We start from the raw sequence: 16570 nt of genomic DNA on the forward strand, positions 1-16570 counted from the left end.
GCGTTGGCCGCGCTGGCGACGGAGGGGCGCCTCGACCGCGCCGTGCTCCATGTACCGCTCCTCGGCAGATCGTCCCGGGCGGGTCAGCCGAGCGCGTCCGTCACGACTCAGTCGACGGCAGGGTGTCCATGAAGGAGCTGACCGAGAAGACCGCGCGCCCGGGCCCGGCGGGGCCGTACCCGGGTGGGCTGGACAGGCCGTGGGCCTCCATGGTCGCCCGGTACGCCTCGAGGAGGCGGACGTGGTATTCGAGCGGCGCGCCCTGCGGGTTCGTCCGGCCGAGCGGTGTGGTGGGCTCCGGGCACCAGGTGGTGAACCGGGGCGTGATCCCTCGGGACATGAAGTAGTCGAGCCCCTCGGTGGTGGAGTCGATCGCCTCGTCGACGCTCGTGAAGCCGTGCGGGGCGGCCATCTCGACGCCCGCCACGAAGTTCGGGATCACGTTGCGGGGGCCGAACACCTCGGCGGAGTCGAGGATGCGCCGGTGCCACTCCTCCCGGCCGACGTACCGCTCCTTGCCCGGGCAGTACAACTCGAACAGCCGCTTGTCCCACACCTCGTAGTTGGGGTGGTAGATGCGGATGCCGTAGTCGTGGAAGCGCTGCACGTCGGCTCGGGGCAGTGCCTGGGCCACGACCTTGCCGATCCACCGCCCCGGAAACCGCTCCTCGATCGCCTGCGCGTACCGACCGTAGAAGTCCGCCTCGGCCAGCCCGTTCACCTGTGACGTGATGCTGCCGCCGGTGAGCGTGTACGCCTGCGACGCCCGGTCGGTGTCGTGCCGGTCGATGATCTCCAGAGCCTCGAGGACCTCGTCGACGGGCTTGACCCCGGTGTAGGGCCGGCCGGCCTGCTTGTGTTGCCGCCAGTTGTGGTTGATGTCGCAGTACTGGCACTCCTCCTTGGCGCCGAAGTACTGGCAGACCCGGAAAGCGGTGAGGTAGATGAGATAACCCCACTGGATCGTCGGGGCGACCTCCATCACCGACTTGCCGTTGGCGAGCGTGTGGCGGTAGTACGCCGGCATGGGGGGCAGTCCGACATCGGCGATCGGCCGCCCGTCCAGGAACAGGCGCAGTCGACCGTCGTCATCGGTGCCGACGCGGTACGGCGAGCTGGGGTTGGTGCGGACCGACACGACGGTACGACGAAGCTCGTACGGCCCCCCGGTGAGCACGATCTCCTCCGGTGGGCGGCGCAGCGCGGCCGTGCCCAGCTCCGGCAGCGTCCGGTGGTCGAAGGAGAAGATGAAGTACGACTTCGGCTTGACGTCGCCGTGCTCGTTGTCGGTCAGTGCCGTGTTGTCGAAGGCGAGCCCACCCCGCAGCAGGTCTTCCTTGAGCACCGCTTCCCGTGGCACGTGGGGAAAACGGCTCATCAACTCTTCGACGAGGTCGGTGCGCGACGTCATGGGGTTCCCTCCGGACGTGGTACGCCGAACCGGTTGGCCGGCGCCACCCGGTGCCGGCCAGTCAGCTCTGCTTGGTCTCCCAGAAGATCTTCGAGATCTCCTCGATCTTGCCGAGGAGCTGCTCGGCGAACGCCGGGTCCGCGGCGCCCTTCGCGCCGCCGGCACCTGCCAGCTTGGTCGCCTCGTTGAAGAGGCCGTGCAGCTGGGGGTACTTCTCGAAGTGCGGCTGCTTGAAGTAGTCGGTCCACAGCACCCAGAGGTGGTGCTTCACCAGCTCGGCGCGCTGCTCCTTGATGAGCAGCGAACGGGTGCGAAACTCCGGGTCGTCGCTGGCCTGGTACTTCTCCGAGATCGCCTTGATCGACTCGGCCTCGATGCGGGCCTGTGCCGGGTCGTAGACGCCGCAGGGCAGGTCGCAGTGCGCGCTCACGACGGTGCGCGGGCGGAGGAGGCGGGGCAGGAACATCGGGGATCCCCTCGACGATGGTCTTGAGCTGACGGACGGCAGGCTAAGACCTCAACCGCACTTCATGTCAAGGGCAGGGGTGCTGCCGAGCCGGCCCGCCGACGCGACCGTCAGCCTGTCTGGACGCCCTGCTTCCGAATGAGGGCCAGGAGGGCGGTGTGCGTCGGCTCGTCGGCGGCCACGACCAGGCCGTTGCCGCCGGCATGCAGCGGCTGGCCGTCGAGCGACGTGACCACGCAGCCGGTGGCCCGGCAGAGGGCGATTCCGGCCGCGAAGTGAACGCTGCGGCCCAGGTCGTGTCGGTCCGTCACGTAGGCGGCGCGACGGCCGGCGGCGACCCACGCCACGGCCAGGCTCGTCGAGACGACCCGGGGTTGGAACCGTCCGATGAAGTCGTCGTCGGCGAGCAGCCGGGCGGCCAGGAACACGTCCCTGCTCGGAAACGGTGGGTCGAGGTTGACGTCGACGAGCTTCGACGTGCCCGATGGGGTGAGCCGTTCGTCGGTTCCGGCCTGGCGGACGTACGCGTCGTTCCCGTCGGTCCAGAACACCTCGCCGCTGAACGGGTCCGCCGATGCCGCCACGGCGCTCTCCGTCCCCGTGTGTAGCGCGACGTTTACCGAGGCCAGCATGGTGTGCGCGGCATAGTTGAGCGTGCCGCACAGCGGGTCGACGAGCCACGTGCGTCCGTTCCCGCCCGAACCCGTGCGCCCGCTCTCCTCACCCACCACATCGTCCTGCGGACGCGCCGCCCGCAGGACGTCGAGGATGGCCCTCTCCGCCTCGATGTCAGCCGTGGTGGCGAAGTCGTCCCCGATCTTCGTGAAACGGGTCAGCGTCGACCCGTGGTGAGACCTGACCACGGCGGCTCCGGCCTCGGCCGCGGCGATTGCCAACGCCTCGTCGGTGATCGGCACCCGTCACTCCTCCAGCTCGGTGATCGCATACTCGCACGGATACCGCCCGGTGCGGGCCCCACCGGGGGAGGGTCAGGAGACCGACTTCTTCACCAGCTCGGTGATCTTCTTCTCCACGGCCGGGCTCCACTGCTGCAACGCGTACGCCACCGGCCAGAGGTCACCCTCGTCGAGGTTGGCCGGGTCCTGGAAGCCCAGGGTCGAGTAGCGGTAGCTGAACTTGCCCGAGTCCTGGAAGAAGACGACGATCTTGCCGTCCTCGTTCGCGTACGCGGGCATCCCGTACCAGGTCTTCGGCGAGAGGCCCGGGGCGGCAGCGGTCACCGTCACGTGCACGCGCTCGGCGAGCGCACGGTCGTCCGGGTCCATCTGCGCGATCCGGTCGAGGACCGCTTGCAGCCCATCCGCCTTCTTCGCGCCCTTCTTACCCTCGGCGCGTAGTTCGGCGGCGCGCTCCTTCATCGCGGCCCGCTCCTCGGCGCTGAAGCCGTCGGACTCGGTCGTGGTGGTCTTCGCGGACATTCTCGGGCTCCCTCTGGTCGTCAGGCCCGGCGCGCTGCCGTCTGCCTGGGAAAAGGCTAGGCCGGGCGGCGCGCGCGGGCTTCTCGATTCCTGATCGGTGCGCAGGTCGGGCCGAACCCGCTTCGGCGGAGACGGCGCGGCCGAACCCCTGGGGTGACCTCTGCCTCTCGACGGCGCCCACCAGCCCGGCCGGTGGCTAGGTTGTCGGACGAGGACGAGCGAGCGTTTCCGGGGGAGACCAGACATGAGCACCACCGCCGACCAGATGGCGACGGCGTACTTCGACGCCATCGAACTGCTCTGCCGGGTGACCCCGAAGGGCTGGTACGCCGAGCGGGGCACCGCTCGTGCGGGGCTCACCCACGCCAGCGTTCCGACGCTGAACGGGGTCCTCGAGACGACCACCGAGCCGGACCTCGCGGCCATCGACGAGTTGGCGACCGAGGTCCGCCGGCAGACTCCGTACTGGTCGATCATCGTTCGCGGCGCGGCGAGCGACGAGGTCGCCGAACTCGCGGCCCGGCACGGGCTGCGGGGACGCAGCGACCTCCCGCTGATGGCCTGCGCCACCGACGACATCGTGTTCCGGGCCGGCTCGACCCAGCAGGCGCTGGTCCGCCGGGTCGAAGCCGCCGAGAACGAGCGGTACACCGACGCCCTCACCCGGAGCTTCGAGGCGCCCGACGGCGTCTTCGGCCCGCTGATGGGCGGCGCGGTGCTCGACGCCGACGCCATCACCGGGTACCTGGCTGAGGAGTCCGGCAGCCCGGTCGGCACCGGGCTCGGCATCCACACGTCCGGCGTGGTCGGGGTGTTCAACATCGCCGTCGTACCGTCCGCCCGGGGTCGTGGCCTGGGCCGGGCGCTCACCGAGGCGGCGCTGCGGGACGGCGTCGCCGCCGGCGCGGACGCCGCGTACCTGCACGCCAGCTCGATGGGCCGACCGCTCTACGAGGCGATGGGCTTCACGCTCGTGGAGACCTGGACCGTGTTCCAGGCGAACTGACGGCCGGAAGAACGGGAAGACCCATGACCTTCAGCGAGGACGTCCGCTCCGCCTTCCGGCGTGGCGAGACCGACGCCGTGGTGCGGATGAGCGAGGCCGAGATCGAGCGGGCCCAGGCGGTCGGCGACCTGGCCGGCGAGGTGGAGGCCCGGTACAGCCTCGCCCGGGTCGCCATTCGCGGCGGCGACCTGCCGGGCGGTGCGGCACGCGCCCGGGAAGCTCTCGCGGTGGCGCTGCGCTCCGGCGACCGCTCCCTGGAGGAACGGCCGAGGCACGTGCTGGCCGCCGTGGCGCGGATGTCCGGTGACCTGCTGCGCGCCCGGGACCTGTACCGGGAGAGCATCGCGCTCAACGAGGCGCTCGGCCAGCCCGAGACGGTGAACTCCGAGGTACACAACCTGGCGTTCTGCGAGTTGGGCCTGGGCAACCTGGACCAGGCGAGAACGCTGTTCGCCGAGAGTCGCGAACGGGTCTTCCGCAACGGCTGGACCGACTTCGTGCCGTACGTCTGCGTTGCCGGCGCGGCGCTCGCGACCGCCGAGGGGGACCACTCCCGCGCGGCGCGGATGATCGGTGTCGCGGACGCCGCGTTCGCGGCGCTCGGCCAGGTGCCCGACCCGGACGACGCCGCGGATCTCGCCAGGATGCGCGCCGCCGCGACCGAGGCCCTGGGCCCGGCCGCCTTCGACGAGGAGTACGGCGTGGGCCAGCTCCTCGACCCGAAGGCGGCCTTCGGCGTGGAGACGGCCTAGGAGGCGGTCGAGGCTCGGGCCGAGGTGATGGTCCGTCCCCGCTCCGACTCCGGGAAGCGGTCGAGCATCGCCCGGATCTCGTCGGCGCTCACGTTCGCGCCGAACAGCTCGCTTCCCGGTTCGAGTCGTACCCCCTCGGCAAGCGGACCGGCGACGACCGGGTCGAAGCCGAGCGCGTCCACAAGGGTCGCGACCTCGGTGCGGTCGGCGCTGTCGTCGCCGGCGATCGCGATGGCCTTGCGGCCGGTCGTCCCCGCCGGTCGCGCCTCGTCCTCCAGGTCGTGATAGCCCATGTGGTTGAACGCCTTCACGACGCGCGAACCGGACAGGAACGTCTGGACGGTCTCGCTCGACGAGGTACGCGGGTTGGTGAGGTCGTCGCGGATGCCGTCGATCTCCCACCAGTAGTTCATGGCGTCGACGACGAGCTTGCCGCGCAACGCCTCGACGGGGACGCTGCGGTACTTGCCCAGGGGCAGGGCCAGGATGACGATGTCGGCCTCACCCACCGCGTCGACCGCCGTGGTTGCCTCGGCCCCCGGTGCGAGGACCTCCACGGTGAGGGCGATCTTCGCCGGGTCGCCGGAGCCGGCGACCCGTACCCGGTAGCCGGCGGCGACGGCGAGCCGGGCGAGCACGGTGCCCACCTTGCCGGCTCCGAGGATTCCGAGGGTCACCGGCCCGCTCCGGTCGTTGTCGTTCATGTCGTCCTTTCGCTGGGGGAGTGCCGATCAGGCCAGCAGGTCGCGGACCATGGGGATCACCTTGGAGCCGTACAGCTCCACGGCGCGCATCCGCGCGCTCGCCGGTTGTGCGCCGGCCGAGTAGATGAGGTCGAAGCGGCCCACGCCGAGGCTGCGGATCGCGCGGGCCACCCGGCGGGCCACCGTCTCCGGCGAACCGATGTAGAGCGAGCCGTGCTCCACCTCGGAGTCGAACTCCTGGCGACGGATCGGGGGCCAGCCGCGCAGTTTGCCGATCCGGTCCCGCATGATCCGATAGTGCGGCCAGTAGATCTCCTTGGCCTCCTCGTCGGTGTCGGCGATGAAGCCCGGCGAGTGCATGCCGACCGGGTGCGCGGTCGTACCGAGCTGGTCGGCTGCCCGGCGGTAGAGGTCGATGTAGGGCGCGAAGCGTTCGGGGGCGCCGCCGATGATGGCGAGCATCAGCGGCAGACCGTACGTGGCGGTGCGGACCACCGACTGCGGCGAGCCGCCGACACCGACCCAGGTGTCCAGGTGACCCGACTCGGTCTTCGGGAAGACGTCGGCGTTCTCCAGCGGGGCACGCAGGGTGCCGCTCCAGGTCACCGGCTTCTCGTCGAGCAACTTCACGAACAGTTCGATCTTCTCCTCGAACAGCGTGTCGTAGTCGCGCAGGTCGTAGCCGAAGAGGGGGAACGACTCGGTGAACGAGCCTCGACCGAGGATGACCTCGGCGCGGCCGTTCGACAGCGCGTCCACGGTGGCGAAGCGTTGGAACACCCGCACCGGGTCGTCCGAACTGAGCACCGTCACGCCGGAGGCCAACCGGATCCGCGAGGTGCGGGTGGCGATTCCGGCCAGCACCGTCTCCGGCGTGGAGACCGAGTACTCCGGGCGGTGGTGCTCGCCGAGGGCGATGACGTCGACGCCGAGTTGGTCGGCGAGCACCGCCTCGTCGACGACCTGTCGGATCGCCGCCGCGTGGGAGACGAGCTTGCCGGCGTCGTCCTGCGGTACGTCGCCGAACGTGTCCAGGCCGAACATGAGATCAGACATGGGTGGGCTCCTTCGCCAACAGCTCCCGGACCCGCGGCGCGACCTCACTACCCAGCAGGTGGATGGTGCGCGCGCGTGCCTCGCGAGGCAGGTGCATGATGTCGTACTTCAGGTCGAAGCGGCTCAGCCGCAGGTCGCGGGCGACCTTGGCGATCTTCTGCGCCACTGTCTCGGGTGAACCGACGAAGAGCGCCCCGTGGTCGATCTCGGCCTCGTAGCGCGCGCGGTCCGGTTTGTAGAAGCCGCGTTCGGCGGCCAGGGCCGCCACCACCGGTTGCCAGTATCGCCACCACGTCTCCACCGCCTCCTCGTCGGTGTCTGCGACAAGGCCGAGTGAGTGCTGCCCGATTGGCTGGAGGGTATGCCCGAACTGGTCGAGCGCCCTGGTGTAGAGGTCGACGTGGCCGGCGAAGCGCTGGGGACGCCCACCGATGATCGCGAGCATCAGCGGCAGGCCGTGCCGGGCGGCGCGGATCACCGAGTTGGGGCTTCCGCCGACACCGATCCAGGTCGGAATGCCGCCCGGCCGCATCCTGGGGTGCAGGCGTTGGCCGGTCAGCGGGGTTCGTACCGTGCCGGACCAGGTGACCGGTTCGTCCTGCTGGAGTCGCAGGAAGAGGTCCAGCTTCTCCTCGAACAGGCGCTCGTAGTCGGTCAGGTCGTAACCGAACAGGGGGAACGACTCGGTCGCCGAGGCGCGTCCGAGGACCATCTGGGCGCGCCCGTTCGAGACGGCGTCGAGGGTGGCGAACTCGTGGTACAGCCGTACCGGGTCGTTCGTGCTGAGCACCGTGACCGAGGTGCCGAGGCGAATGCGCTCGGTCGCCGTCGCGGCTGCCGCCAGCAACACGGGTGTCGCCGAGTCGTTGTGGCCCTCGCGGTAGTGCTCACCGACGCTGAACACGTCGACCCCGGCCGACTCGGCGAGCCGTGCCTCGTCCACGAGCAGCCGTACGGTCTCGGCGTCGCTCAGCACCCGGTCGCCGTCGGTGGCCACCTCCCCGAACGAGTTGAGCCCCAGCTCGAAGTCTGCAGCTACCATCGTCGCCTCCTAGCAGTTGACGTGTCAATGATGCTAACTTTGCGATTGACACGTCAATTCCCGGGAGAGTGAGATGACGGAGGCCACACCGGGCCGGCGGGCCGGACGCCAGCTCCCGACCGCCGACGAGCTGCGGATCTGGCGCGACTTCATCGAGACGACGGCGGCGCTCACTTCCCGGCTCGAATCCCGCCTGCAACGCGACTCCTCACTCTCGACGGGGGACTACGCCGTGCTCCTCGCGCTCAGCGAGGCGCAGGGCCAGGCGATGCGGTCGTCCGAACTCGCCGCGCACATCGGGTGGGAGCGCAGTCGGCTCTCCCACCACCTGGGGCGGATGGAACGGCGTGGCCTCATCCGCCGGCAGGAGTGCGCGACCGTCCCCCGTGGAGCGGAGGTGCTGCTCACCGCGGCCGGTGCCGAGGCTTTCACCGGAGCCACCGTTCCCCACCTGCGCGCCATCCGTGAACTCTTCGTCGACGCCCTCACCCCGGATCAGGTCGTCGCGGCCGGCGACATCGCCACGGCGCTGCGGACCCAACTCGACGCCCTGCACACCGACTGACCGCCGGGCGTGACTTCTCGCGGACCCGGAGTGCGCCTGAATCGTCATGCGAGAGTTGCCAACGGGCCTACCACCCGGGTGTACGCGGTCGCGGTCGCGTACCGCGACGGATGTCTCTGCGGCCCCGCCGTCAGGCCAGGGGGTCGCCGGTCGACCTGGGCTCCAGCACCACCACGACGGTCTCGGTGGAGCGTCGCGCCGCGTGGGCGTCGAAGTTCTTGTCGGCCGCACGCCAGCGGGGCCACAGTCGCGACCGTTCGTCGTCGGTGGCGGCCCGGCCGTGGACGAGCCGCCGCCCGTCAGCCAGTTCGACTGACGCGTCCGGGTGGGCCTGCAGGTTGAGCCACCAGGCGGGGGCGCCCTCGCCCCAGCCGTTCATCGCCACGCCGACCAGATTCGAGCCGTCCTCGAAGTACGCGAGGATGACGCCGCGCTGTTGACCGGTGCGGCGACCGATCGTGGTCAGCCGCAGCGTGCCCCAGCGGTGCTCGCGCGGTCGCCACAGCCCGACCCGGCTGCCGGTGACCCGGTACAGGCCCCGGTGCACCGACCAGGCCAGCCGAATGAACCACCGCGGCGGAAGCCACGGTGCCTTCGTGCCCTGACCATCCGACATGACGACCTCCTCCACCGACACCTGGTGGCCCGGCCGGGTTGTCGTGTCCGACCGGCAGCCCCCACTGTGGACCGACGTCACCAGTCTTCCGGCGCGGGCGCGGATGGCGTCCTGTTGTCCATGATCCGACCGCGGGTCGGACCGATCGGTGGAAGCCCCGCGTCGAGCTAGCGCTGCCAGGTCTCGATGGTGCGGACGCCGTCCCGGACCACCCGGTCCAGGATGGCCGGGTTGCCGCTGGTGCCCTCCCACCCTTCGTCGTCGAAGACGGTGACCGTGGTGTCGACGCGGGCCACGGCGATCTGGCTGGACGCGGTCCTGCCGGTGCGCTCACCGTTCAGGCTTGTCTCGGGCCAGGTCCGGGTCAACAGCAGCGCCTCGTTCCCGACGTCGGACAGGATCTTGCTGGTGACGGTCACGCGGTTGCCCGACTGGTCGTACGCGGGGCAGGCCTGCACGGCGGCGCGGAGACGGTCCAGGTAGGCCGAGGCGCCAGCACTGTCGAAGGTGAAGATGGTCTGGTGGATCATCCCCTGCGGCACGTTGCTCGAGGGTTCGCCGGCCTTCTGGTAGGTGACGGTCATCGCGGCGCTCGCGGTGACCTGCCGGCCGCCGGTGCCGAACTCGTTGGCGCACAGCTTCGGCAGGGCCTCCTCGACGGGTGTCGTCCGTCGCGGAGACTTCCGCAGCTCGGTGGGCAGCTCGACGAAGGCCGAGGTCGGGATGGTCACCCGGGTGCTCGCGCTCGGGGACGGTGAGTCGCTCGGAAGCGCCGACGCCGAGGCCGACGCGCTCGGCGGTGCCGAGGTCGCCGGAGCCGAACCGACGGGGTCCTCGGAGGTGCTGCAGGCAGCGGTCAGCGCGATGGTGCCCAGCAGTGCGAGCGCGCGTCGCGTACGGGCTGTCGGCGGTGGCGTGTGTCGGCTCATGATCACCCCTTGTCGTCCCATGGTCCAGTTCCCTACCCTGCACCGACCGAAACGACCAGGCAGCGCCTCGGACATGGACCGGACAGCGCTAATTGACGTGCTCCGCCTCGACCGCGCCACTACGCTGCCAGGAATGACCAGCGTGATCGCCACCTGCACCGGACCGTCGTGTGACGTCCAGTTTGCTGCGGGGCGACGCCGGCGATCCGTCGCCCGCCCGCGCTGACCTGTTCCCTGCGACCGGCGGATCGAGCTGCCGGTCGTTTTCGCCTGCCGTCCTCGGTCCGCCGGTATCTCCCCGTCAACGGCTCGCGTGGCAGCGTGGGTCCGAGCGAGAACGGCGTACTCATGGATCTTGAAAAGGTGTTGTCCGACCGGCTGGCGCCGGCGTTCGCGGCGGTGGCCGGCGGCCCGGTCGACCCACTGGTGCGGCGGTCTCCGCGTGCGGACTTCCAGTCCGACGCGGCGCTGGCGCTGGCCCGGCGGCTCGGCCGCCCGCCGCGGGACATCGCCGCCGCGGTGTTGACCCACGCGGCGCTCGACGACCTCGGTGTGTCGGCGGAGGTCTCCGGGCCGGGTTTCCTCAATCTGACGGTCACCGACCAGGCCCTGGCGGACCTGGTCGGCCGGCTGGCCGGCGACGACCGGCTCGGCGTGCCGTCGACGGCGACGCCGCAGACCGTGGTGGTCGACTACTCGGCCCCGAACGTGGCGAAGGAGATGCACGTCGGGCACCTCCGCTCCACAGTCATCGGTGACGCCGCGGCACGGCTGCTGGGCTGGCTCGGGCACCGGGTGGTGCGGGTCAACCACCTGGGTGACTGGGGGACACCGTTCGGCATGCTGATCGAGCACCTCGTCGACCTTGGCGAGGCCGAAGCGGCGCAGAACCTGTCGATGGGGGATCTGGACGCCTTCTACCGGGCGGCCCGGGTGAAGTTCGACGCTGACGAGGCGTTCCAGGAACGCTCCCGGTCGCGGGTGGTCGCGTTGCAGGGCGGCGACGAGCCGACCCGGCGGTTGTGGCGGCTGCTGGTGACGCAGTCCGAGCGGTACTTCCTGACCGTGTACGACCTGCTCGACGTGACGTTGTCCGAGGACGACTTCCGGGGTGAGAGCGCCTACAACGAGCTGCTCGCGGGTATCGTCGACGACCTGGACCGGCTGGGGCTGCTGCTACCCAGCGACGGTGCCGACTGCGTCTTTCCGCCCGGCTTCACCGGCCGCGACAGCGAGCCGTTGCCGCTGATCGTGCGCAAGAGCGACGGCGGGTACGGCTACCCGGCCACCGACCTGGCCGCCCTGCGGCAGCGCGTCGACGAGCTGGGCGCGACCCGGCTGCTGTACGTCGTCGGTCTCCCGCAGCGGCAGCACTTCGCGATGGTGTTCGCCGTTGCCCGGGCGGCCGGTTGGCTCTGCCCGCCGGCCCGGGCCGAGCACCTGGGCTTCGGGTCCATCCTCGGCGCGGACGGGCGGATGCTGCGCAGCCGGGCCGGCGAGTCGGTGAAGCTCGTCGGGCTGCTGGAGGAGGCGGTCGCCCGCGCCACCGACCTTGCCCGGAGCAGGAACCCGGAACTGGACACCGCGACCGCCGCCGAGATCGGCCGCGCGGTGGGCATCGGCGCGATCAAGTACGCCGACCTGTCCGTCGACCGGACCAGGGACTACGTCCTGGACTGGGAGCGGATGCTCGCGCTGGACGGCAACACCGCGCCCTATCTCCAGTACGCGTACGCCCGGATCCGGTCGGTGCTGCGGCGGGCCGGGACCGGCGTGCGGCCTGACGCGCCGATCGTGTTCGCGCAGCCGGCGGAGCGGGCGCTCGCGGTCGAGCTGCTCGGCTTCGCCGGGGTGGTCGGCGAGGTGGAGCGGACCCTCGACCTCCACCAGCTCGCCGGTTACCTGCACCGACTCGCGACCGGGTTCAGCGCGTTCTACGAGCGCTGCCCGGTGCTGCGGGCGCCGGACGACCTGCGGGAGAGCAGGTTGCTGCTGGCCGAGCTGACCGCCCGGACCCTACGGCAGGGGCTGGACCTGCTCGGCATCCGCACGCTGGAGCGGATGTGACGGGCCGGACCCGTCAGCGAGCCCGCTTCGTCGCCCGTTTCCGGGGCGGCGTCAACAGGTCGGCGATCTGCGCGATCGCGGAGGGCACCAGGCGGTAGTACGCCCAGACGCCGCGCTTGTCGCGTTCGAGCAGACCGGCCTCGGTGAGGATCCGAAGGTGATGACTCACGGTCGGCTGGGAGAGATTGAGCGCCGAGGTGAGGTCACTCACGGACGCCTCACCCTCCGGCGCGGACTGGATCAGGCTGAGCAACCGGAGTCGCGCCGGATCGGCGAAGGCCTTCAGCACCCCCGCTAGCCGTTCGGCATCGGCCCGCTTGATGGGATCGCCGGTGAGCGGCGAGATCGCAGGCATGGCAGTTTTCGCAGTTCCCACGCCTGCCATAGTGACACCAACACCATCAATAAACCGGCAGAACCGGCACCAGACCTCCGATGGCGTCCGGATGGCGGAACGGACGCGCCGAACGTGAGTCGACCGTCGACGTCCGTGGTGGCGTCCAGGCCGTGTGGAGCTTCGGGAAGCTCCACACGGCCCTTACGACGAGGTGCGGGTCAGCGGCGGGGTTTGGGCGCGATGCGGGGCAGGACGTACGGCGGCCCAGCGAAGATCAGGTCGGACTTCAACTCCTGGTAGGCCCGCTTGGGCTGGTAGTTCTCGTCGTAGATGGTGGCCAGGCCCTCCGGCGGGTCGTCGAACCAGCCGGGCACCCAGGAGTGGTTGTCGCTGAAACCCCAGACCGTGTACGACAGGCAGCTCCGTACGGCGAGGCACGCCTTCATCAGCACGCTGAAGTTGGCGGCCGACGCCTGAAGCCGGGGGTTGATCTCCTCCGAGTCGCCCGCCTGGACGCCGTCCGTCAGCCGGCTGCGGACGTCGACCTCGGTGAACGCGGTCGAGACGCCGAGCCCGCCGAACTTCTTCAGCGCGGCGGTCACCTGGAGGGTGTCGAAGTTGCCGTACTGGGTGCCCAGGTGTCCCTGGGAGCCCACGCCGTCGATCGGGACACCCTGGGCGCGCAGGCTCTTGGTCATGTCGTACACGAACTGGGTCTTGTCGTTTGCCGGGTTGCCCGAGCCGAACGCCTCGATGTTGTAGTCGTTGTAGAACAACAGGGCCTTGGGGTCGGCGGCCCGCGCCCAGCGGAACGCGTCGGCGATGTAGCCGGGCCCGAGGTTCTGCGCCCAGAAGCCCTTGTAGTGCAGCGTCGACGGGGTGTCCCACGGGTCGCTGACGGCCTCGTTGACCACGTCCCACTGCCAGATCTTGCCCTTGTAGCGGTTGACGACGGTGGTGATGTGCCTGCGCAGCAGCTCGCGCAACTCCTGCTTGCTGATCGAGCCGTCGGCGACACCGCTGGTCAGCCAGGCGGGCAGCTGGTTGTGCCAGACCAGCACGTGGCCTCGCACGCTCTGCCGGTTGCGCTTGGCGAACTCGACGAACTCGTCGGCCGGCGCCCAGTTGTAGGTGCCGCGGGTGGGCTCCAGGCTCTCCCACTTCATCACGTTCTCGGCGGTGACCGAGGCGAACTCGGAGGAGGCCAGCCTGCGGTACTGCGGGTCGCTGGCGTCGTTGAGGGCATCCATGCTCACCGCGGTGCCGACGTGCAGGCCGTGCCGCAGGCCGAGGGTGGCGAGGCTCTGCGTCGTCGGGTCGTACGGCCGATTCGCGGTGGCCGGCACCGCGTTCAGCGTTGCGACGGTCGCGACGGCGACCAGGCCGACCGTCGACCACTGTCGTAACTTCATGTGCCTTCCCTTCCAGACGATCAATTGACAGATGTCGATCTAGGAGGTGAGGGTCCGGTGTTGGTGGACGGAGGCGCGGTTGGGTGGGGTGGGGCGTCGGTAGTTCCGGCCGGAAACCGGAAACCCGCTCGAAACGTTAAGCCGATCGATGTCTGGGCGTCAACGCTGAAAACTTCCGGAAATTCATCACATGACCTGCGCAGCCCCTACTGGCGGACGGTCGAAACTTCCGGGCCGGCTCCGGAAGGAGGTCAGCGCAGACCGGCGAAGAGGTCGTCCTCGGGGGTCGGCGCGCCGGTCCGGTCCTGGACCCGCAGGAAGGTCTCCACACCCATCAGCTCGGTGAACCGCTCCTGGCCCAGTTGCAGGAAGAAGATGTTCTCGGTCTGACTGGCGTGCGCGGCCAGCGCGTCGAACTTCTGCGCGCCGTACTTGCTCGTGTCGACCCAGGTGGTGATCTCGTCGTCGGGGAGGCCGAGCTGGGGCCCCTCCTCCGGCTCGGCCCACTCCACGCCGAGCTCCTTCATGATCCGGCCGAACTCCGCGAACGCCGTACGCGGCACCGTGGTCCAGTAGACCTTCGCCGGGATGTCCGTCTGCTCGACGGCGGCCATGGTGATCCGGTGGGCCTGGATGTGGTCCGGGTGGCCGTAGAAACCGTTCTCGTCGTACGTGACGATCACGTCCGGCTGGTACTGCCGAATCAGCTCCGCGAGCCGGGCCGCCGCCTCCGGCACCGGGGTGACCCAGAACGCGCCGGGCTGGTCGTTCGTCGACCAGCCCATCATCCCGGAGTCCGCGTAGCCGAGGGTCTCCAGGTGGGTGACGTCGAGCGTCGCGCAACTGGCCTCCAACTCGGCCTGGCGCATCGCCACCACGGCCGCCGGGTCGTGCCCCGCCTCGCCCGGCTTGACCCCACCCGGGCCGTCCCCACATCGCCCGTCGGTGCAGGTCACCAGCACTGTGGTGACCCCCTCGGCGGCATAGCGGGCGAGGACGCCACCGGTGCTCGTCGCCTCGTCGTCGGGGTGGGCGTGCACCGCCATCAGGGTCAGAGGTCGCTCAGCCATGCCATCACCCTACGGTCATCCGGCCACCACCCGACGACCTCCACCGGGACCGTCCGCGGGAGCGGGCAGCTTACCCAGTTCAGCGACCGCCGACCGGGCCTGGCGGGAACGGCGACCGGGCACCCGGACCGGTCGCTAGATTCGGCCGTGGGCAGTATCCGGGCAGGTCAGGGCGCGAGGAGAAGTCGATGGCGAAGGCCGCGGGCGGGTTCACCGACCTGAAGCAGGTCGATGCCGGGCTCCTGAACGTCGGGTATGTCGACGCCGGGCCGCCGGACGGGGAGGCGGTGATCCTCCTGCACGGGTGGCCCTACGACATCCACAGCTTCGTCGACGTCGTACCGCTGCTCACCGCCGCCGGTCACCGGGTCGTCGTCCCGTACCTGCGGGGCTACGGTACGACCCGGTTCCTCTCCGACGACACCATGCGAAACGGCGAGCCGGCCGCCATGGGGCTCGACCTGATCGCCCTGATGGACGCCCTCAAGATCGATACCGCCAAGCTCGCCGGATTCGACTGGGGCGCGCGAACGGCCGACGTGGTGGCCGCCCTCTGGCCGGAGCGATGCCGGGGGCTGGTCTCGGTGAGTGGCTACCTGATCGCCAGTCAGGAGTCCGGTAAGGCGCCGTTGCCGCCGAAGGCGGAGTTGGCGTGGTGGTACCAGTACTACTTCGCCACCGAACGCGGGCGGGAAGGCTACGACAAGAACCGACGCGACTTCAACAAACTGATCTGGCACACCGCGTCCCCGCAGTGGGGGTTCGACGACGCGACGTACGACCGGAGCGCGGCGTCGTTCGACAACCCCGACCACGTCGACATCGTGATCCACAACTATCGGTGGCGGATGGCCCTCGCCGACGGCGAGGCACAGTACGACGAGCTGGAGAAGCGCCTGGCCACGCAACCGAAGATCAGCGTGCCCAGCATCTCGATGGAGGGCGACGCCAACGGTGCGCCCCACGTCGAGCCCAGCGTCTACGCCAAACAGTTCACCGGCCAGTACGAGCACCGGACCGTCGGCGGCGGGGTCGGGCACAACCTGCCGCAGGAGGCGCCACAGGCCTTCGCGGACGCCGTGCTGGAGGTCTGAGTCGTTACGGCGTCGGCCGTTCCACCCGTACCGGGTCGCCGCGGACCAGCCCGTCGTGGACGCGCCAGCGGGCGGTGGTGACGGCACGCCGCGCCGCCTCGTCGCCCTGCGCGACGCGGTGACGCAGCAGGTCCAGGGCGATCCGGCGGTTGAGACCGAACTGTCGCTCCTCGTCCACCACGACCACGGTCCCCGAGGGACGGTGGGTGGCGCGTACCGCCGTGCTCGCCTTGTTCCGGTGCTGACCACCCGGCCCGCCGGTGCGGCAGGCGACGATGTCGACGTCCGTCTCGCGGAACGCCGTCGGTTGCGCGTCGCCCTCGGGCGGCTGGGCGGTGACGTACCAGTTCTTCCGGCCGGCGCCCGACCGGTACGGGCTGGGCGCCTGCCAGCACAGCGTGCCGGTCCACGAGGCCGCGAAGGCCGAGGCGTCGACGCCGGAGATCCGGATCAGCACCGACCGGTACGTCCCGGTGCGGTCACCGGGTACCGCCTCGACCTGCTGGATCGTCAGACCTCGGCGGGCGCCCTCGCCCCGCAGGCGGTGCAGCAGCTGGCTCAGCGCCCAGGCGCACTCCTGCGGCCCACGCCCGGCCGACAGCAG

General features: G+C 70.3%; 18 protein-coding genes. 5 read left to right on the forward strand and 13 right to left on the reverse strand.

Annotated elements, in window-relative coordinates; translation table 11 throughout:
- Positions 1-100: 100 nt before the first annotated feature.
- The 4 genes from ACWER9_RS30180 to ACWER9_RS30195 all read right to left on the reverse strand — a co-directional run bounded on the left by ACWER9_RS30180 (position 101) and on the right by ACWER9_RS30195 (position 3316).
- The gene (locus ACWER9_RS30180; RefSeq protein ID WP_452305036.1) at positions 101-1411 is read right to left on the reverse strand and encodes a radical SAM protein; all 1311 of its coding nucleotides are present in this window, start codon (positions 1409-1411) and stop codon (positions 101-103) included.
- A 61-nt stretch (positions 1412-1472) separates the two neighbouring features.
- Positions 1473-1877, reverse strand: coding sequence for a superoxide dismutase, Ni (gene sodN, locus ACWER9_RS30185; protein WP_452305037.1), 405 nt, complete (start codon positions 1875-1877; stop codon positions 1473-1475).
- A gap of 110 nt (positions 1878-1987) precedes the next feature.
- A complete protein-coding gene (locus ACWER9_RS30190; protein ID WP_452305038.1) occupies positions 1988-2794 on the reverse strand; it encodes an inositol monophosphatase family protein in 807 nt (268 codons plus the stop codon).
- Positions 2795-2866: 72 nt separating this feature from the next.
- Complete coding sequence (locus ACWER9_RS30195) at positions 2867-3316, reverse strand: iron chaperone (protein ID WP_452305039.1); 450 nt, start codon at positions 3314-3316, stop codon at positions 2867-2869.
- A 244-nt stretch (positions 3317-3560) separates the two neighbouring features.
- Here ACWER9_RS30195 and ACWER9_RS30200 point away from each other — a divergent pair, with 244 nt between their 5' ends.
- Positions 3561-4322, forward strand: a complete 762-nt coding sequence (locus tag ACWER9_RS30200) for a GNAT family N-acetyltransferase (RefSeq protein ID WP_452305040.1) — start codon at positions 3561-3563, stop codon at positions 4320-4322.
- Positions 4323-4345: 23 nt separating this feature from the next.
- Complete coding sequence (locus ACWER9_RS30205; protein WP_452305041.1) at positions 4346-5074, forward strand: tetratricopeptide repeat protein; 729 nt, start codon at positions 4346-4348, stop codon at positions 5072-5074.
- On the opposite strand, the gene ACWER9_RS30210 is transcribed toward ACWER9_RS30205, so the two are convergent.
- The 3 genes from ACWER9_RS30210 to ACWER9_RS30220 are packed head-to-tail and all read right to left on the reverse strand — an operon-like array spanning position 5071 to position 7876.
- On the reverse strand, positions 5071-5778 hold the full coding sequence (locus ACWER9_RS30210; protein WP_452305042.1) for an NADPH-dependent F420 reductase: 708 nt from the start codon (positions 5776-5778) through the stop codon (positions 5071-5073). The two genes, ACWER9_RS30205 and ACWER9_RS30210, sit on opposite strands and share 4 nt — an antisense overlap.
- A 27-nt stretch (positions 5779-5805) precedes the next feature.
- A complete protein-coding gene (locus ACWER9_RS30215) occupies positions 5806-6834 on the reverse strand; it encodes an LLM class flavin-dependent oxidoreductase (RefSeq protein WP_452305043.1) in 1029 nt (342 codons plus the stop codon).
- Entirely contained in the window at positions 6827-7876 is a 1050-nt protein-coding gene (locus ACWER9_RS30220; RefSeq protein ID WP_452305044.1) for an LLM class flavin-dependent oxidoreductase, read from the reverse strand. Before ACWER9_RS30220 ends, ACWER9_RS30215 begins: the two co-directional genes overlap by 8 nt.
- A 73-nt stretch (positions 7877-7949) precedes the next feature.
- Here ACWER9_RS30220 and ACWER9_RS30225 point away from each other — a divergent pair, with 73 nt between their 5' ends.
- Entirely contained in the window at positions 7950-8441 is a 492-nt protein-coding gene (locus ACWER9_RS30225; protein WP_452305045.1) for a MarR family winged helix-turn-helix transcriptional regulator, read from the forward strand.
- Between the two features lie 130 nt (positions 8442-8571).
- Here ACWER9_RS30225 and ACWER9_RS30230 read toward each other — a convergent pair whose 3' ends face one another.
- Together ACWER9_RS30230 and ACWER9_RS30235 are read right to left on the reverse strand one after the other, a co-directional pair.
- Complete coding sequence (locus ACWER9_RS30230) at positions 8572-9057, reverse strand: nitroreductase/quinone reductase family protein (protein WP_452305046.1); 486 nt, start codon at positions 9055-9057, stop codon at positions 8572-8574.
- 167 nt (positions 9058-9224) lie between these two features.
- Positions 9225-9986 carry a hypothetical protein gene (locus ACWER9_RS30235; protein WP_452305047.1) on the reverse strand — a complete coding sequence of 254 codons (762 nt, stop codon included), beginning with the start codon at positions 9984-9986 and terminating at the stop codon, positions 9225-9227.
- Between the two features lie 348 nt (positions 9987-10334).
- Here ACWER9_RS30235 and argS point away from each other — a divergent pair, with 348 nt between their 5' ends.
- Complete coding sequence (gene argS, locus ACWER9_RS30240) at positions 10335-12053, forward strand: arginine--tRNA ligase (RefSeq protein WP_452305052.1); 1719 nt, start codon at positions 10335-10337, stop codon at positions 12051-12053.
- A 13-nt stretch (positions 12054-12066) separates the two neighbouring features.
- On the opposite strand, the gene ACWER9_RS30245 is transcribed toward argS, so the two are convergent.
- From ACWER9_RS30245 to ACWER9_RS30255, 3 genes are all read right to left on the reverse strand, one after another.
- Positions 12067-12408, reverse strand: coding sequence for an ArsR/SmtB family transcription factor (locus tag ACWER9_RS30245; RefSeq protein ID WP_366339729.1), 342 nt, complete (start codon positions 12406-12408; stop codon positions 12067-12069).
- A gap of 200 nt (positions 12409-12608) precedes the next feature.
- On the reverse strand, positions 12609-13802 hold the full coding sequence (locus ACWER9_RS30250) for an endo-1,4-beta-xylanase (RefSeq protein ID WP_452305048.1): 1194 nt from the start codon (positions 13800-13802) through the stop codon (positions 12609-12611).
- A gap of 251 nt (positions 13803-14053) precedes the next feature.
- On the reverse strand, positions 14054-14872 hold the full coding sequence (locus tag ACWER9_RS30255; RefSeq protein WP_452305049.1) for a PIG-L family deacetylase: 819 nt from the start codon (positions 14870-14872) through the stop codon (positions 14054-14056).
- Positions 14873-15060: 188 nt separating this feature from the next.
- On the opposite strand from ACWER9_RS30255, the gene ACWER9_RS30260 reads away from it, so the two are divergent.
- Positions 15061-15966, forward strand: coding sequence for an alpha/beta fold hydrolase (locus ACWER9_RS30260; protein WP_452305050.1), 906 nt, complete (start codon positions 15061-15063; stop codon positions 15964-15966).
- 4 nt (positions 15967-15970) lie between these two features.
- Here ACWER9_RS30260 and prfH read toward each other — a convergent pair.
- Positions 15971-16570 (reverse strand): peptide chain release factor H (prfH, locus tag ACWER9_RS30265; protein WP_452305051.1); only part of this gene is annotated, 600 nt, incomplete at its 5' end.

The sequence above is a fragment of the Micromonospora sp. NPDC003944 genome, from assembly GCF_053605225.1.

What these genes read in the sequence shown, in the direction of transcription:
- ACWER9_RS30180 (WP_452305036.1), bottom strand. Translation starts at nt 1,411, where the DNA reads ATGACGTCGCGCACCGACCTCGTCGAAGAGTTGATGAGCCGTTTTCCC.
- sodN (WP_452305037.1), bottom strand. Translation starts at nt 1,877, where the DNA reads ATGTTCCTGCCCCGCCTCCTCCGCCCGCGCACCGTCGTGAGCGCGCAC.
- ACWER9_RS30195 (WP_452305039.1), bottom strand. Translation starts at nt 3,316, where the DNA reads ATGTCCGCGAAGACCACCACGACCGAGTCCGACGGCTTCAGCGCCGAG.
- ACWER9_RS30200 (WP_452305040.1), top strand. Translation starts at nt 3,561, where the DNA reads ATGAGCACCACCGCCGACCAGATGGCGACGGCGTACTTCGACGCCATC.
- ACWER9_RS30205 (WP_452305041.1), top strand. Translation starts at nt 4,346, where the DNA reads ATGACCTTCAGCGAGGACGTCCGCTCCGCCTTCCGGCGTGGCGAGACC.
- ACWER9_RS30210 (WP_452305042.1), bottom strand. Translation starts at nt 5,778, where the DNA reads ATGAACGACAACGACCGGAGCGGGCCGGTGACCCTCGGAATCCTCGGA.
- ACWER9_RS30215 (WP_452305043.1), bottom strand. Translation starts at nt 6,834, where the DNA reads ATGTCTGATCTCATGTTCGGCCTGGACACGTTCGGCGACGTACCGCAG.
- ACWER9_RS30220 (WP_452305044.1), bottom strand. Translation starts at nt 7,876, where the DNA reads ATGGTAGCTGCAGACTTCGAGCTGGGGCTCAACTCGTTCGGGGAGGTG.
- ACWER9_RS30225 (WP_452305045.1), top strand. Translation starts at nt 7,950, where the DNA reads ATGACGGAGGCCACACCGGGCCGGCGGGCCGGACGCCAGCTCCCGACC.
- ACWER9_RS30230 (WP_452305046.1), bottom strand. Translation starts at nt 9,057, where the DNA reads ATGTCGGATGGTCAGGGCACGAAGGCACCGTGGCTTCCGCCGCGGTGG.
- ACWER9_RS30235 (WP_452305047.1), bottom strand. Translation starts at nt 9,986, where the DNA reads ATGAGCCGACACACGCCACCGCCGACAGCCCGTACGCGACGCGCGCTC.
- argS (WP_452305052.1), top strand. Translation starts at nt 10,335, where the DNA reads ATGGATCTTGAAAAGGTGTTGTCCGACCGGCTGGCGCCGGCGTTCGCG.
- ACWER9_RS30245 (WP_366339729.1), bottom strand. Translation starts at nt 12,408, where the DNA reads ATGCCTGCGATCTCGCCGCTCACCGGCGATCCCATCAAGCGGGCCGAT.
- ACWER9_RS30250 (WP_452305048.1), bottom strand. Translation starts at nt 13,802, where the DNA reads ATGAAGTTACGACAGTGGTCGACGGTCGGCCTGGTCGCCGTCGCGACC.
- ACWER9_RS30255 (WP_452305049.1), bottom strand. Translation starts at nt 14,872, where the DNA reads ATGGCTGAGCGACCTCTGACCCTGATGGCGGTGCACGCCCACCCCGAC.
- ACWER9_RS30260 (WP_452305050.1), top strand. Translation starts at nt 15,061, where the DNA reads ATGGCGAAGGCCGCGGGCGGGTTCACCGACCTGAAGCAGGTCGATGCC.